The 14,887-nt window shown below is 66.6% G+C and carries 18 protein-coding genes and 1 tRNA gene; 9 read left to right on the forward strand and 10 right to left on the reverse strand.

What is annotated here, in order from left to right; all coding sequences use genetic code 11:
- Nucleotides 1-104: 104 nt before the first annotated feature.
- A complete protein-coding gene (locus ACIBG5_RS42895; protein ID WP_396397862.1) occupies nucleotides 105-521 on the forward strand; it encodes an NUDIX domain-containing protein in 417 nt (138 codons plus the stop codon).
- Nucleotides 522-616: 95 nt separating this feature from the next.
- Here ACIBG5_RS42895 and ACIBG5_RS42900 read toward each other — a convergent pair whose 3' ends face one another.
- Nucleotides 617-1,588: an NAD(P)-dependent alcohol dehydrogenase gene (locus tag ACIBG5_RS42900; protein WP_396397863.1), complete on the reverse strand. Its 972-nt coding sequence runs from the start codon at nucleotides 1,586-1,588 to the stop codon at nucleotides 617-619.
- Nucleotides 1,589-1,768: 180 nt separating this feature from the next.
- Complete coding sequence (locus ACIBG5_RS42905) at nucleotides 1,769-2,290, reverse strand: hypothetical protein (protein ID WP_396397864.1); 522 nt, start codon at nucleotides 2,288-2,290, stop codon at nucleotides 1,769-1,771.
- A 99-nt stretch (nucleotides 2,291-2,389) separates the two neighbouring features.
- Here ACIBG5_RS42905 and ACIBG5_RS42910 point away from each other — a divergent pair, with 99 nt between their 5' ends.
- Nucleotides 2,390-2,737, forward strand: coding sequence for a hypothetical protein (locus tag ACIBG5_RS42910; RefSeq protein ID WP_396397865.1), 348 nt, complete (start codon nucleotides 2,390-2,392; stop codon nucleotides 2,735-2,737).
- 103 nt (nucleotides 2,738-2,840) lie between these two features.
- Nucleotides 2,841-3,611, forward strand: coding sequence for a maleylpyruvate isomerase family mycothiol-dependent enzyme (locus ACIBG5_RS42915; RefSeq protein WP_396397866.1), 771 nt, complete (start codon nucleotides 2,841-2,843; stop codon nucleotides 3,609-3,611).
- Nucleotides 3,612-3,873: 262 nt separating this feature from the next.
- Here the strand turns inward: ACIBG5_RS42915 and ACIBG5_RS42920 are convergent, their stop codons facing one another.
- Nucleotides 3,874-4,230: a YciI family protein gene (locus ACIBG5_RS42920; protein WP_396397867.1), complete on the reverse strand. Its 357-nt coding sequence runs from the start codon at nucleotides 4,228-4,230 to the stop codon at nucleotides 3,874-3,876.
- 677 nt (nucleotides 4,231-4,907) lie between these two features.
- Here ACIBG5_RS42920 and ACIBG5_RS42925 point away from each other — a divergent pair.
- Nucleotides 4,908-5,939 (forward strand): hypothetical protein, encoded by a 1,032-nt coding sequence (locus ACIBG5_RS42925; RefSeq protein ID WP_396397868.1) that lies wholly within the window; start codon nucleotides 4,908-4,910, stop codon nucleotides 5,937-5,939.
- 234 nt (nucleotides 5,940-6,173) lie between these two features.
- The gene (locus ACIBG5_RS42930) at nucleotides 6,174-6,821 is read left to right on the forward strand and encodes a hypothetical protein (protein WP_396397869.1); all 648 of its coding nucleotides are present in this window, start codon (nucleotides 6,174-6,176) and stop codon (nucleotides 6,819-6,821) included.
- 199 nt (nucleotides 6,822-7,020) lie between these two features.
- On the opposite strand, the gene ACIBG5_RS42935 is transcribed toward ACIBG5_RS42930, so the two are convergent.
- The 3 genes from ACIBG5_RS42935 to ACIBG5_RS42945 all read right to left on the reverse strand — a co-directional run bounded on the left by ACIBG5_RS42935 (nucleotide 7,021) and on the right by ACIBG5_RS42945 (nucleotide 8,198).
- A tRNA-Leu gene (locus ACIBG5_RS42935) sits at nucleotides 7,021-7,103 on the reverse strand.
- 25 nt (nucleotides 7,104-7,128) lie between these two features.
- A complete protein-coding gene (locus ACIBG5_RS42940; protein WP_396397870.1) occupies nucleotides 7,129-7,695 on the reverse strand; it encodes a peptide deformylase in 567 nt (188 codons plus the stop codon).
- Complete coding sequence (locus tag ACIBG5_RS42945) at nucleotides 7,692-8,198, reverse strand: glycine cleavage system protein R (protein WP_396397871.1); 507 nt, start codon at nucleotides 8,196-8,198, stop codon at nucleotides 7,692-7,694. Before ACIBG5_RS42945 ends, ACIBG5_RS42940 begins: the two co-directional genes overlap by 4 nt.
- 104 nt (nucleotides 8,199-8,302) lie before the next feature.
- Here ACIBG5_RS42945 and ACIBG5_RS42950 point away from each other — a divergent pair, with 104 nt between their 5' ends.
- Entirely contained in the window at nucleotides 8,303-9,424 is a 1,122-nt protein-coding gene (locus ACIBG5_RS42950; RefSeq protein ID WP_396397872.1) for a sensor histidine kinase, read from the forward strand.
- On the forward strand, nucleotides 9,421-10,080 hold the full coding sequence (locus ACIBG5_RS42955; RefSeq protein ID WP_396397873.1) for a response regulator: 660 nt from the start codon (nucleotides 9,421-9,423) through the stop codon (nucleotides 10,078-10,080). Before ACIBG5_RS42950 ends, ACIBG5_RS42955 begins: the two co-directional genes overlap by 4 nt.
- Here ACIBG5_RS42955 and ACIBG5_RS42960 read toward each other — a convergent pair whose 3' ends face one another.
- Nucleotides 10,081-11,388, reverse strand: a complete 1,308-nt coding sequence (locus ACIBG5_RS42960) for an NAD(P)/FAD-dependent oxidoreductase (RefSeq protein ID WP_396397874.1) — start codon at nucleotides 11,386-11,388, stop codon at nucleotides 10,081-10,083.
- A gap of 297 nt (nucleotides 11,389-11,685) precedes the next feature.
- Between ACIBG5_RS42960 and ACIBG5_RS42965 the strand changes: the two genes are divergently transcribed.
- A complete protein-coding gene (locus tag ACIBG5_RS42965) occupies nucleotides 11,686-12,075 on the forward strand; it encodes an ester cyclase (protein WP_360442014.1) in 390 nt (129 codons plus the stop codon).
- A gap of 104 nt (nucleotides 12,076-12,179) precedes the next feature.
- Nucleotides 12,180-13,298 (forward strand): serine hydrolase domain-containing protein, encoded by a 1,119-nt coding sequence (locus ACIBG5_RS42970; protein WP_396397875.1) that lies wholly within the window; start codon nucleotides 12,180-12,182, stop codon nucleotides 13,296-13,298.
- Here ACIBG5_RS42970 and ACIBG5_RS42975 read toward each other — a convergent pair whose 3' ends face one another.
- Genes ACIBG5_RS42975 through ACIBG5_RS42985 form a run of 3 tightly spaced genes read right to left on the reverse strand, consistent with a single transcriptional unit; the run spans nucleotide 13,299 to nucleotide 14,800 of the window.
- Nucleotides 13,299-13,703 carry a putative quinol monooxygenase gene (locus ACIBG5_RS42975; RefSeq protein ID WP_396397876.1) on the reverse strand — a complete coding sequence of 135 codons (405 nt, stop codon included), beginning with the start codon at nucleotides 13,701-13,703 and terminating at the stop codon, nucleotides 13,299-13,301. It abuts the gene before it with no gap.
- On the reverse strand, nucleotides 13,621-13,950 hold the full coding sequence (locus ACIBG5_RS42980) for a nucleoside triphosphate pyrophosphohydrolase family protein (protein WP_396397877.1): 330 nt from the start codon (nucleotides 13,948-13,950) through the stop codon (nucleotides 13,621-13,623). Before ACIBG5_RS42980 ends, ACIBG5_RS42975 begins: the two co-directional genes overlap by 83 nt.
- Before the next feature lie 19 nt (nucleotides 13,951-13,969).
- Nucleotides 13,970-14,800 carry a uracil-DNA glycosylase gene (locus ACIBG5_RS42985; RefSeq protein ID WP_396397878.1) on the reverse strand — a complete coding sequence of 277 codons (831 nt, stop codon included), beginning with the start codon at nucleotides 14,798-14,800 and terminating at the stop codon, nucleotides 13,970-13,972.
- Nucleotides 14,801-14,887: the final 87 nt, after the last annotated feature.

The raw sequence follows: 14,887 nt of genomic DNA on the forward strand, positions 1-14,887 counted from the left end.
ACAACAACCGCGCCAAACCCTTCACCTGGACCAAGACCGCCGACACCATCCTCACCAAGATCAGCCGTAAACCAACTTCAAACACGCGACACTAGTGTGTCGCCATGGTCGCCCAGATTCCGATCTCAGTCGCTGTACTTGTGCGCGACGGTCTTGTGCTCCTTGTGCATCGCCATCCATCGCGTCGGTGGTATCCCGACTGCTGGAGCTTCTCCGCCGGCGGGCATGTCGAGGCGGGCGAGTTGCCTCACCAAGCCGTCATTCGAGAATGCCTCGAAGAACTCGGTGTCCACATCCACGACCCCCTGCCCATTCCTATGACGGTCAGCGACCCCACCCTCGACGTGCACGCGTTCCTCGTCGCGCGCTGGGAAGGGGAACCTGTCAACGCCGCACCCGAGGAGCACGACGATCTTCGCTGGTTCCGGCCCAGTGATCTCGCAGACTTGAAGATGGCCCACCCGGAGAGCCTGTCGAGCATCCTGAGCGCCGTCCAGGTCGCAACCGATCAGCCGGACTGAACTGTCCGCTCATCAGCATGAGCGTGCGGATTGCGGCTGAATGCGCGTTCGCGATGCGCCGTCAAGCGTTGTGAGCGAAGTGCGCGTTGTGGGTGCTATCGCGGCGGCTCGACCTCGATCACGACGTTGCCGATCTTTTGCCCCGTCTCGACGTACCGGTAGGCCTCGACGATCTGGTCCAAGTGGTAGCGCCTGTCGATGACCGGTCTGAAGGTTCCCGACTCGATCAGTTCCTTCAGGTGCCTCACGATCGCTTGGCTGTCCCTCGGAATCGGGAACCTGACTTTCTTGCCAGGAAGCAGCGGGGTGACGAGCGCGAGGACCGGGTTCTGGCAGAGCGGACCGAGATCGGAGGACAGATACGACCCGTGTCGTTTCAACAGTCGCCGGCAGCGACCGAAGGTGCTCTTGCCGACCGCGTCGAGCACCACGTCGTACTGCTGGTTGTCCTTGGTGAAGTCCTCCGTCGTGTAGTCGATGACTCGGTCGGCTCCAAGGCCCCTGACCAATTCGAGGTGGGCGGTGTCGCAGACGGCGGTCACCTGGGCTCCAAGCCCTTTGATGATCTGAACCGCCGCCGAGCCGATGGCTCCGGTTGCGCCGTTGACCAGGACGGCCTGGCCGTGGTGGATCTTGGTCTTCCTGATGGCCGCGAGGGCGTAGTGCGCAGCTTCGGTGCCCGGGGCAACCTCGACGAAGGTGAGGTTCGCTGGGATGCCGGCGATCGAACCGTTCACGGGAACGGTCAGGAGCTCGGCATGGCAGCCGAATCGGCCCTCGCTGTAGCCGAAGACGCGCTCACCGACCTTGAACGCGGTGACACCGGATCCGACGGCCTCGACCACTCCGGCGAACTCGGTTCCCATGATCGTCACTCGTGGCCTTCTGAGTCCCGTGAAGAACCTGGTGATGAATGGCTTGGCCGCCCGATAGCCGCAGTCGGTTCGGTTCACCGTCGTCGCGTGGACCCTCACAAGCACCTCGTTCCCCTGAGGGACCGGCTCGTCCACCTCCTCGATCCGAACGACATCGGGCGGGCCGTACCTGGTGTGAACCGCTGCCCTCATGAACCAAGGCTAACGAGTGGCACGCCGATGGATCCAGACGCCGACCGGCGGGCTCCCAGGCCGGCGCCGGAAACAGCCGGCCCTGGCTGTGAGATCTCCATTCCCCCAGTGCCCCGGAGCGATCTCGGTCGCGTCAACCACACACACGCTCACCAACTGCGGCATGTACGGACGCACCTGTTACGTCTTGTTTCGCTGCCAGCGAGGCTTGGCGAGCGCCTCGGGTCGATAGCGGACCACCTTGTAGCCTTCGCCCGTGCCCAGGAGCCACGCGCCGGCAGACGGATCGGGCGGGAACTGGTTGTCCAGCAAGGCGATAAAGCCATCGGCTACCTCAAGGATCCGTGCGAGCTCCAGGGTTCCGTTGGCGGCCCAGCCTCCGGCGACCGGATCGCCATCAAGAATGATCCACTGCCGCATCTGTTCGGTCGACAGATCTCCGAAGGATTCGGCTTTGGCCCGTGCTGTAACTGCTATCGCGCGCAGGGCGGACCGCTGCTCGTCGGACAGCTCACCCGCGTCGGCACCGAAGTCGGTGACCACCGCCGCGACGCGCCACTGCTGGGCTATCCCGCGCAGTGCGGGGTCGTGCAGGGCCGGCGTACGGTTGGCGATCTCTTCGACGAGATAGCCCATCCACGCGCCAAACGCGTCTGCAGTGGCCCAAAACCCTCGCGCGTCGACCTGGATGGTCGTGGTCATACTCACCAGCGCATGATCACAGACCCGAGCAGGACCGCGCACCCCTGACAGCGGCATGTCCGGACGTTGACCACGTGGGTGGGCAGCAGAATGTCAACCATGCTGCTCTCCGCTCCACGACGGCGCGAACGTGTTGCCGTCGAAGCCGTAACGGTGCTGTGTTACGAAGCGCTCGTGTCCATTCGGGCCAGTGCCTACACCGGCCAGGTCCAATACTTGGTTGATGTCGGGTCGGTGGATGTCGATGTCATGGAATGGATGCGATTGCTGGCAGACGCCTGCCACAACCTGCCGAAGTCCTTACACCCGTCCGTGGCGGCAGGTCGGAAGCATCGGGCAACCGATGCCATCCAGTACCTGCTTGCCACAGCGAGCCCGCTACAGCGGCAGTGGCTTGTGGTCACACTTGCTCGCAACGGCATCGATGTCGACGACCTGACTGGCTAGCCCCTGCCAACCTCCGCCCGCCGGGTGTGGAGCCGTTCTCCTTGAGCTGGACGGGATCCTCGCCCGCCGGAAGAAAGCCGCAGCCCGCGAGGTTGTGCGTGGCATGACCACACTTGTCGACCGCGCCGTCGCAGCGCTGCGTGCCAACCACGACACCCTCGCCGCACTGGTGCCGACCTTGACCGAGCAACAGCTGAGGGACCGCAGTGGGGCGGCGGAGTGGACCGTCGCGCAGGCGCTCTCGCACCTCGGCAGCGGTGCCGAGATCTCCCGCAAGCCGATCGCCACCGCCGCAGGCGAGCAGGTCGAGACCGAGGACAACCAGGCGATCTGGGCCCGGTGGAACGCCGCGTCTCCGGCCGACCAAGCGGCCGGGTTCGTCAAACACGACGCGGCGTACCTCGACACCGTCGAGGCGCTCAGCGCCGAGCAGCGCGATCGCCAGATCGACCTGGGCATCCTGCCCCAGCCGGTGCCGCTGGTGGTCGCGCTCGGCATGCGGCTCAACGAGGTCGCCAACCACGCCTGGGACGTGCGCGTCGGCGTCGACCCGTCGGCGACCGTGGATCCGGACTCGGCCGAGCTACTCGTCGAGCTCTTCGGCGGGCCGCTGGCCTTCCTTCTGGGCTTTGTCGGCAAGGCCGATCAGGTCCAGCGGGAGGTCCGCCTGGCGATCCCGGGCGGCGGCATCCAGATCACCGACACGGTCACCGTGACCGACGCGGTCGATGACCCGACAGCCACATTCGACGGTCCAGCAGAGGCCGTGGTGCGGCTGCTGAGCGGACGCCTCGGCGCCGAGCACGCCGCCGGCGTGAGCGTGACTGGCAACGTCACGCTGGACGAGCTCCGGAAGGTCTTCCCCGGCTACTAGGCCGCGAGGCCCTTGAGGCCGCGCCAGACCTCGACTGTTCCGGAGTCCTGCCGTCCGTGGCGGCGTCCTCGGCGATGTCGAGTCAGCTGACTGGTGGGTGACGGCGACCACCACCCGGGCCGCTGGGCCCGGGTGATCGTCTCGCTCAGTCGCTCTGGAACCCACGTCGGCCCTGCCTTGGCTGGCCTTGGAGGCATGGGTCAGGGCCTCGCCGTACAAGGCGGGGCCGTGGACGGACAGCAGATGCTGCCTCGACGCGATCTCAGTCGATCTCTGGGTCGTACATGAACTTGCGGACGTCCTGCGCACAGCGGCAGGCGGCCGCGTTCTTGGCGGCCCACTTCAGGGCCTCCTCCCGGGTGGGTACGTCGACGATCATCACGCCGCCGATGAGCTCCTTGCTCTCCGGGTACGGGCCGTCGGTGACGACCCCGTCGACGGCCACCACGGCGGCCTCCACGTCGTCGTCCACGTAGTCCAGCCCGCCGGCGAAGACGAACACGCCGGCGTCCTTGGCCTCCTGCTCCACCGCGTTGGAGGCCTTGCCCACCTCGGGCCAGTCCTCCTCGGTGAAGTGGTCCATCGCACCCTTCTCGAACGAGATCAGGTACTTCGCCATCTCATCACTCCTTGTCCCGGCGGCCTTCCTCCGGCCACCCCTCACCCCTGCTACGAACGCCTCGCCCCGGATCCGACAGGCTACCGGCAGAAACTTCACGATCCATCGATCATGTCGTCGCTGTTCCGACCAGTGGGGCATCGAGGCGAGCGCCGCTTCGCGAACTACTGAACATCGATCTCCTGCAGGTGCGGAACGGTGGGCGGAAACACGTTCATATCTGTCACTCAGAACGAGAATGCGGACCACGGGGCGGTCGCTCGCGCGGTAGCGCGCATCGCGGGCCGCAGCCCGCAGACGCCGGCGATAGCGGGTAGGAGAAGGGACGGCGCTGAGCCGGGGATGGGTACATCAACTCGTGCCCAGGACGGGATTTGAACCCGTATGCCTGTGAAGGCCGCGAGGTTCAAATTCGACCGGTCCCGATACTGTCTGCGGCGCGTCGGAAAGATGCTGGTTCCTGGGTGGAGCGGTCCTTGCTGCGGGGCCCGCTGGGCTCGCGGTGGTGACCAACGACCTGCTGGTTCTGGCGATCGCAGCGGCTGTGGCTTTCCTCACCTTGGCGTCGAATGGACGCGACGTGCGATTCATCGGCTACTGAGAGCAGGATTTGGCGCGTCTGCCCAGGAGACGAGATCATCGGTCGGCTTCAACTCCGACGAAAGCGAGAGACACGAATGCGCTGGACCCCGGCGACCGCCCTGGTCGTTGCTCTCATGTTTGCGACGGCAGGCTGCGGCGGCGATCAGGAGGGCGCCGAAGATCGCGCTGCCACCGTCTCATCGAAGCCGTCCCCGTCGCCCCGCCCGAAGCCGACCCCCGCGATCAGCACGCGTGGAGCGGAGGACGTGCTGAAGCGGTACATGTCGGCTATCGGCCAGGCGAACACAAAACTGGACCCGGCACGGGCTGCGAAGATAGAGACGGGATCGGCTCTGAAGATCCACAGCGCGCAGTACCGCGTGTACCGGAAGAACGACTTGCGCTACCCGCCGGTCAAGTACGTCGGAGCGCTGGGTGCGGCACCGATGGTCACGGGCTATCCCAAGTGGTTTTTCACGGCCGCGACGGACCGCGGTTCGGAGCCCGCGACACGGGACTTCCTGCTTTTCGTCCAGGACCGTAGCGGTGCGCCGTGGCGCGCGACCTACGCGCCGTTCTCGAGTAGGGCGACCGGTGCGCTCGCACCCGGAGTGGACGTGGCGGATTTCCCGGCGGTCGTGGCCGCGGGCGACAACCACTTGGCGACCCCGCCGGGCAAGGTCGCCGCCGTCTTGGCCGGCGCCGTGACCCAGGGCAGCGAGAGCCCGTACGCAAAACGGTTCGCGCAGGATGACATCCTCCAGACAGTGCGTAGCAAAATCGTCGATAACCGGAGTGCCTATACGAGCAACGACTGGGCCGGGACCAGCCGCGCCGTTGCCGCCCCGACCCCCGTATTTGCCGTGCGGACGAAATCCGGCGGTGCGCTCGTCTGGTTCGGGCTCGACCTGCTGCACTCCTATCGCAACAAGGGTGACACCAACATGGTGTGGGATACCGAGACCGCGGGCGACATGCAGCAGGGATTCGGGTTGCCATCAGAGGTCACGTCGTCGATCACTCGGCAGGAGCGCTATGAACTGGTCGCCTACATCCCCCCGAAGGGCAAGGGCACGATGCGCCTCCTCGCGAGTCGCTGGTTTCCGCTGTCGGTCCGCGGAAACTGAGGCGTCGCGTCCCGGGCGGGATTCGCTCGGCGATGACTGGTTGCCTCCACAACCGCGGACACTTACGTGTCAAGGTGCGCAGGCAGTCTCTCCGCATCGCGACGAGCCCTCAGGCGAGGAGCCGAAGGTTGCCCCGCTCCCCGGTCCTACGGTGGCGGCGCGCATTCGGGCCCCTCGAGGGGCCTGTCTTGCATGAGAGTGGCGGTTCATGTCGTTCGCCGCGATACTTGCGCGGTGCAGGAGCCGTCAGCTGACTGGGTGGCCATCGCCCCGCGATTCACGCCGGGCTGGCCGTGGCCCGAGGACTCCTACGGTCTGGGACCGATGTACGGCAACGACGGCTGGTGTCGGGGCTGCGGTACCCCACTGGTGGAGCAATCAGGCCCGCTCGTCATGCAGGGCAGCAAGTTCCCGACAGCCGACGTCTGGATGCCGAACTGGCTCTTCGACGTTGTCTGCGTTTCGGAACAACTGGCTGCAGACATCTCGGAACGCTTCAGCGTGGACCTGGGCGAGGTGCACAAGCCGCGCAAGGGTCCCACCGGGGTGCAGCAGATCCTCCCCGCGCTGACGGTCGATTCATGGCACAGGCAAGAGGAACTGGTGCTGGCTGTGCGGGCCCGGCACAGCGAGCACCACGGCGATCAGACGGGGTCGTCCTGCGCAACCTGTGGCCGCTGGAAGTGGTTGCCCGTGGGTGAGAACGAGGCGCCGATCGTCGCGAGCGCCCTGATGTCGACTTCCGACGTCCTCGCGTCGCCGGAGGTGTTCGGGGACGGCCTGAAGTCGTACCGACACCTGCTTTTCCGCAGACCACTCGGCGAGACACTCGTGGCCGCCAGCCCCCGCAACTGGCACCTCGTCGAGGCGGAGGTCAACTAGCCGCTGCCGGACCGCCGCCCAGTATCTCGGACAATCCGCTCATCGGCATGTGCATGCATTAGCCGACGTCTCAGGTGGTCTCAAGGCGCTGTGGTCATGATCGCGCGACAAATGCCAACGCCGTTGCAACCGAGGCGGGCTTGTTTCGAGCTTGGCCAAGAAGACTTGCGCGGCATCTGCGTAGCTCAGACCCCGCAGGTGCCCGGGACGGGATTTGAACCCGTATGCCTGTGAAGGCCGCGAGGTTTAAGCTCGCTGCGTCTGCCGTTCCGCCACCCGGGCCGGGGCGTGGGACTGAGGTTACAAGTTACTGGTAGACCTTTCGCGGGTAGACGGCGTGGGCGCCGGAGACTCGGTCGAGGAAGAGTTGGCCGTTGCAGTGGTCGATCTCGTGCTGGAGGGCGCGGGCCTCGAAGGCGTCGGTGGAGATCGTGACGTGGTCCGTCGTACCGGGGAGGACGCCGGTGACGGTCAGCCTGGTGGCGCGCTTGACGTCGCCGGTGAAGTCAGGGACCGACATGCAGCCCTCGCGGCCCTTCTCCTGGCGGCTGGACTCGACCACGACCGCGTTGCACAGCACAAAGACACCGTGACACGTCCGCGTCTTGGGATGCCCGGTCACGTCCAGCGCGAACATCTGCGCCGCGATCCCGACCTGCTGAGCCGCCAGCCCGACACAGCCGGGCGAAACCCGCATGGTTGCGACCAGATCGGCAGCAAGAGCGACCATCACGGGGTCGAGCGGGTCTACGGTCGCGCCTTCGGTGGCGAGGACCGGGTGAGGCGCCCGTACCACCTCCAGAGTGTCGCCGGTGATCCCGAGCTGGGCGGGGCTCCAGCTGGCGAGGGTCTGGTTCAGGTGTGCCACGCTCACAGGTCGTCGCTCTCCGCGGGCCGTAGCGTGACGCCGACTCCGAGCTCCTCCGCGGTGATCTCCAGCGCCCGGTCCAGCCAGGCCAGCTCGGCGGTCGGCGGGATCTCGACCTCGGCGGTCAGCACGTACAGCTCCCCGCTGAGCCGCGTCGCCAGGTCCGTGATCGTCCCACCGGCGGACGCGATGATCCGGGTGACCGCCGCGACGATCCCCGGCCGGTCCGCGCCGTGCACGCTGAGCAGGTACGACGGCCCGATCGGTGCGTGCTCGTGTTCGGGTCCCATGATGCGCACTGTGATCACCAGCTCGCCCCGCAGCGGCTCGAGCGCGGTCTTGACCTCGTCGAACGGCCCCGAGCACACGATCATCATGGCGAAGTGGCCGCGCAGCAGCGTCATGGTGGAGTCCTCGAGGTTGACCCCGGTACCGACGAGGGCCTCGGTGACGTCCGCGATAATGCCCGGGCGGTCCGGGCCGATGACGGTGACGGCGAGCTGACTCATGCCCGGCAACCTACCGTCGACCTAAGTAGGCGATCACACCGACTTCGGTATCCGGACAGCCGTCATCGGCCCGGAGAACGCTTACGCACCGCTACATTCGTGTCATGACCGAGCCCGCGAACCGTCGCCGCAGTACGCGCGACTGGATCGTGGACAGCATCGTCTTCGTCGTTGCGGTCCTGCTCGGCCTGGTCCTGTTCGACCAGAGTCAGAAGGAAGGGGTCAGCTCCACCCTGCTGGCGGTGGACTTCTGCGCGGGGATGGCGCTGTGCCTGACCCTGTGGTTCCGCAGGCGCTGGCCGGTTCAGCTGGCACTGATCGCGGCGGTGGTCTCGATCTTCTCCGACACAGCCAGCGCGGCGACGCTGATCCTGATCCTGTCGGTCGCCGTGTACAAGCCGTGGCGAGCCACGCTGCTGGTGTTCGCGGTGAACTCGATCTCCCTGTTCGCCTACATCCAAGTCAAGAACCAGAACGACGACGCCGCGATCGTCATCGCGGCGACGTCGATCTACGTCGCCGTCGCCGGCTGGGGTCTCTACATCCGGTCCCGCCGCCAGTTGCTCCAAACGCTCCGCGACCGGGCCGATCGTGCCGAGACCGTCGCCAAACTGCAGGCCGAGCAGGGCCAGATGCGTGCCAGGGAAGAGATCGCCCGCGAGATGCACGACGTACTGGGCCATCGACTCTCACTTCTGAGCGTGCACGCCGGCGCCCTCGCGTATCGCCCCGACGCGTCCACCGAGGAGGTCGCAGGCGCCGCCGAGATCATCCGGGCCAGCGCTCATCAGGCATTGCAGGACCTCCGCGAGGTGATCGGCGTACTGCGGGCGCCTGTCGGCGAGCTCCCGCAGCCGACGTTCACCGATCTCCCCCAACTGGTCGAGGCGTCCCGTACGGCGGGAGTCCCCATCGACCTCACCCTGGATGCTCCCGGCGCGTTGCCCGACCACGTCGGACGTACGGCGTACCGGATCGTCCAGGAAGGTCTCACCAACGCGATGAAGCACGCGCCAGGTGAGAAGCTGACCATCACCGTGACCGGCGCCCCAGGCAACGGTCTGTCGGTGGAGGTGCGCAACCCCGCGCCGCATCGCAGACGAGGAGATGGGCAGGGCTTGATCGGACTGACCGAACGGGCGGCACTGGTCGAGGGACGGGTCGAGCACGGCCGCACCCCCGATGGCGAGTTCCGCCTCTTCGCCTGGTTACCGTGGCCGGCGTGAGTATCCGGGTCCTCATTGTCGACGATGATCCGCTGCTGCGTGCCGGGCTGAAGCTGATGCTCGGCGGCGCTCCGGACATCCGTGTGGTCGGGGAGGCCAGCGACGGCAGCGGCGTACAGGGCCTGATCGATCGGCTGGCTCCGGACGTCGTACTGATGGACATCCGGATGCCAGGCACCGACGGCCTGACCGCGACGGAAGCGGTACGACGCCGCCCGGGCGCGCCCGAGATCGTCATCCTGACCACGTTCGACGCCGACGAGCACGTACTGCGCGCGCTCCGCGCCGGGGCGGCCGGGTTCGTGCTCAAGGACACCCCGCCTGCCGAGATCGTCGATTCGGTACGCCGGGTGGCCGGTGGGCAACCGGTGTTGTCACCGGCCGTCACGAAGCGACTGATCACCCGGGTAGCGGCGTCCGGCCAGGACCAGCGCAAGGCCAAGGCGATGGACCGCCTCGCCGACCTGAACGACCGCGAACGCGAGATCGCCGTCGCGGTCGGCGAAGGCAAGTCCAACGCCGAGATCAGCGCGACGCTCTATCTCAGCGTGCCGACAGTGAAGACCCACGTCTCGCGGATCCTGACCAAGCTCGATCTGAACAACCGGGTCCAGATCGCGCTCCTGGTCCACGACGCCGGCCTACTGCACGAGTGATCAGGACCGGGTCGCGCGGCGGAACTCCTCGTTGGGCATCTGGAGGCTGCCGAGCGAGATCACCTCGCGGCGGAAGAACAGCGCCAGCGTCCAGTCGAGGACGACGCGGGCCTTCCGGTTGAAGGTGGGGACGCGCGACACGTGGTAGGTCCGGTGCAGGAACCAGGCCGGCCACCCCTTGACCTTGATGCCGTACAGCTGCGCGACTCCCTTGTGCAGGCCGAGGCTCGCGACCGAACCGACGTACTTGTGCTTGTAGTCCTGCGGCGGCTGACCGTCGACCACCCGGAGGATGTTCGCGGCGAGCCGGTTCGCCTGGCGGACCGCGTGCTGCGCGTTCGGTGCGCAGTACGCCCCGGTCTCCGAGGTCAGGTCAGGTACGGCGGCGTTGTCGCCGGCCGACCAGGCGTCGTCCACGCCCTCGATCCGCAGGTTGGCCAGGCACTTGACCCGGCCCTTGTCGTCCAGCGGGAAGTCGGTGCCGGCCAGCGCCGGGTTCGCCTTCACGCCGGCGGTCCAGACGATCGTGTCGGCGTCGAATTCGTCGCCGTCGCTGAGGATCACGTGACCCTTCTCGCAGGACTCCAGCCGGGTCTCCAGCTTGATGTCCATCTTGCGCTTGCGCAGCTGGTCGACCGTGTACTTGCCCAGCTCCGGGCCTACCTCGGGCAGGATCCGGCCGGTCGCCTCGACCAGCACCCAGCGCATGTCCTCGGGCTTGATGTTGTCGTAGTACCGGGTGGCGTAGCGGGCCATGTCCTCCAGCTCCGCGAACGCCTCGACACCGGCGTACCCACCGCCGACGAAGACGAAGGTCAGCGCGGACTTGCGCAGCGCCGGGTCGGGCTGCGACGACGCGACGTCCAGCCGGTCCAGCACCTTGTTGCGCAGCGCGATCGCTTCCTCGACGTTCTTGAACCCGGTCGCCTCCTCGGCCAATCCGGGGATCGGCAGCGTCCGGGCGATCGAGCCGAGCGCGACCACGACCTGGTCGTAGGCCAGCTCGTACTCCGGTCCCTCCTCGGGCATCACCTTGGCGACCTTGTTCGCGTGGTCGATCCCGGTGACCCGGCCGGTCACCACCCGGCAGCCCTTGAGGGTCTTGCGCAGCGGCACCACCACGTGCCGCGGTTCCACCGAGCCGGCTGCCGCCTCCGGCAGGAACGGCTGGTACGTCATCACCGACCGCGGGTCCACCACCGTGACCCGGATCCGGCCTTTCCTGGCCGCGCGGCGCAGGCCGTACGCGGTGTACATCCCGACGTAACCGCCTCCAACGACGAGGATGTGCGGCACCTGGGCTGTCATGCGGCTCACTCTCCCTGAGTGGTCGTCCGACTTAATGTCTACTTCAGGTTATCGACTCGTGAAAACTTTCACAAACCCTCTGGGGAGCGATCTCACGCACCGGAACATCCCCCGTCCGAGCGACCTCTCACCCCCTCATGGTGACGCCATCCGGGCCGTACGCCGAGCCCTCACGCCACCCGTCACAGAACCGCAAGAGCTCTGCATCCGTCAGTACCGGGCGGTGTTCGGCCTTGCCGGGGTGCGGGATGCGTCCTAGCTTCGCAGCAGATGAATCGCGGCAGGGTGGGAGCAGGCATGGATCGCGAAGAGATGGTGCGGATCGACGATGCGATCACCGACGCGATCGGGGCCGGTGATCTCGGCGCCTTCGACACCCTGATGGGGCCGGCGCTGGCGGCGGACTTCCGGGTCGGCATCGGCGAGATCCGCAGCGCCTTCCCCGACTATGCGGGCATCGTGGTGAGCCGGGTGGTCGAGGGCGACCGGATGGCGAGTCATTTCGTCTATCACGGCACGCACCAGGGCGAGTGGCTCGGCGTACCCGCGACCGGTCGGCGGGTGCGGTTCGTCGGGACCAGCATGAATCGGTTCGCGAACGGCGTGATGGTGGAGGCCGACGTCGTTGTGGACATGCTGGAAGTCCTCAAGCAACTAGGTGGGTTCCCGGACGACGAGCCCGCCTAGAACCAGGGCCGACCCGCAGGGATTCGGGGGCGTTCCCGGGTACTTCGGCGTGCGCTGCTCCGGAAGGGTGGCGGGCATCGGATTGCTGAACTGGGAGGCTGGGGATGAGGCGCGCACTTCGGGCGTTGGTGGCTGTGACGACTGTGTCGGCGATGGTTGCGGTGCCTGCCGCTGCTGTTGCCGCGCCGGCGGAACGGGATCGGGCTGAGCTGCAGAAGCAGCTGGACGACGTTGTGGATGCTGTCGCGGTGGGGGCGGTCGCGGAGGTGCGCGACGGGCAACACGTGTGGCGTGGAAGTAGCGGTGTGGCCGAGCTGGGGAAGACGAGGGAGGTTCCGGTCAACAGCCGGTTCCGGGCTGGGAGCATCACGAAGACGTTCCTGGCGACCGTCGTACTGCAGCTGGTCGATGAGGGGTCACTGCGGCTGGACGACAAGGTCGAGTCGTGGCTGCCTGGCGTCGTACCTGGTGGCGACGGGATCACCGTGCGGCAACTGCTCAACCACACCAGCGGGGTGTTCGACTACCGGCTGACCTTGACGCTGCCGCCGAGTCCGGAGTTCCTGAACTATCGGTGGCGGACCTGGAGCGCGAGCGAGCTGATCCAGCGTGCCGTCGCGCAGCCGTCGCAGGTCGACCCGCCAGGCTCGGCCTTCTCGTACTCGAACACCAACTACACGCTGCTCGGCGAGATCGTCCGCAAGGCGACGGGCCACTCGTATGCCGACGAGGTCGAACGCCGGATCATCAAGCCGCTGCGGTTGAAGGACACCGAGATGCCGGGTACGTCGCCCCGGATCCGCGGGCCGCACCCGCACGGCTATCTTCCTGTGCAGCGCAGCGAGAACGACGTGGAGCTCGTCGACTTCACCGAGATGAACCCGTCACTGTTCGGCGCCGGTGGCGAACTGATCTCGACGACAGCCGACCTCAACCGCTTCTTCACCGCACTCCTCGACGGTCAGCTGCTGCCACGCCACCTCTTCGACGAGATGAAGACCGCAGGCACCGAGACCAGGGACTACGGCCTCGGCTTGTCCTGGCGAGACACCACGTGCGGCATCCGTCTCTACGGCAACGACGGCGACGCCCTGTCCTACCAGTCCTGGTCGTTCTCAAGCCGCGACGGCCGCCACCAGGTGACCATCGCCGTAACCCCCACCTTCAAAACCAACCCCGACGCCGCAGTCGACAACTTCCTGAACAAGGCCGTCTGCGGCTGACTACGCGGTGCCGCCATTGTGCAGGTAGGCGACCTGGCCGTAGGCACCTTCTGGAGTTCCGGCCACCAGCGACATGATGCGTTTGGTGGCCGACACGACGCCGTCGGAACGAGTCCCGGCATCGTGTGCCGCTTTGTCCGTCCAGAGCTGCGTCAACCAGATGGTGTCCGGGTCATCGAGGGCCTCATTGATGCTGCACAACTCAAGGCCGGGAATGCCGCCGTCCAGCATGTCCTTGAATCCCTGGACGACTGCGTCCCGCTGTCCCGGTTGCGCGGTCATCTTCCCGTAAACACTGAACACGTTCGTCCTCCAAGTAGGTTCAACGGTTGTCGCCGCTGCCACCCAGCACGGAGCGCTTCTGGCGACTGGCGAGTTTCTCGATGTTCTTCTCGGCGACTTCACTCAGCGGAATGTCGAAGTAATCGGCAAGCACAGCGACATACCACATGACATCGCCGAGTTCTTTGGTCAGATCCTCGACGTCCACCGTCGACAGGTCGCTGTCGTGGTCACGGATGATCTTCTTGACCTTCTCGGCGATTTCACCAGATTCCCCGACCAAGCCGAGCACGAGATGCAGGAACTCGTTCTTCTTGTCACGGGGAGCAGCCGTACGGAGCGCAGCCTTCTGGTAATCGTCCAAGTCCACGTCGCGAGTGTAGAACTGGTCAGATGTCGGCGATGGTGCGGGCACGGTGGAGTACGGCGTCGAGCATCGCTTCGGTCAGGCGGCCGGTGAAGGTGTTCTGCTGGCTGGGGTGGAAGCAGCCCAGGACGGTGACCTCGCCCTGAGGGGTTCGTAGCTGGTGTTCTACGCCGTGGCCGAACTTGGGGCGAGGTTTGGGGATGGTGGCGCCGAGGGCGGCCAGCCCGTTGAGGAGGGCGTCGTACCCGAACTTTCCCAAGCAGACGATGGCCTGGGTGCTCGGGAGGACCAGCTCGAGCTCCCGGCGGTACCAGGGTGCACAGTTGTCGCGTTCTTCCGGCGTTGGTTTGTTGGCGGGTGGCGCGCAGCGGACGGCGGCAATCATGCGGGTGCCGATCAGGTGGAGGCCATCGCCGGCGTGTTCGCTGGTCGCCTGGTTGGCGAGGCCGACGCGGTGGAGCGCGGCGAACAGCCAGTCGCCGGAGCGGTCGCCGGTGAAGACGCGACCGGTGCGGTTGCCGCCGTTCGCCGCGGGCGCGAGGCCGACGATCAGGATCCGCGGCTCGGCCACACCCCAACCGGGGATCGGCCGGCCCCAGTACGGCTGGCCGGCAAAGGACTTTCGCTTGCCGATAGCAACTTCTTCCCGCCACTCCACGAGTCGCGGGCAAGCCCGGCACATCGAGACCCGTGCCTCCAACTCGCCCAGGTCCTGCGTCTCGGTCAGCGCGACCACCTCGTCCGCATCCCGCGCAACCGGAGTACGACGTACGGCGGGATCCTCCGGCCACCCGGTTCCCGGCGGAACCGGGCTGTCGAACAACTCCCCCGTCAACGGGTGCGGAAGCTTCATCCGCACAGGCTAGCCCCGTCTGAATCCGCCCACGTGGCATGCCTTTCCGGAAAGAAGTCGTCTCCTGGTGACGACTTCTTTCCGGAA

The organism is Kribbella sp. NPDC050241 (assembly GCF_044459685.1).
Taxonomy (GTDB): domain Bacteria; phylum Actinomycetota; class Actinomycetes; order Propionibacteriales; family Kribbellaceae; genus Kribbella.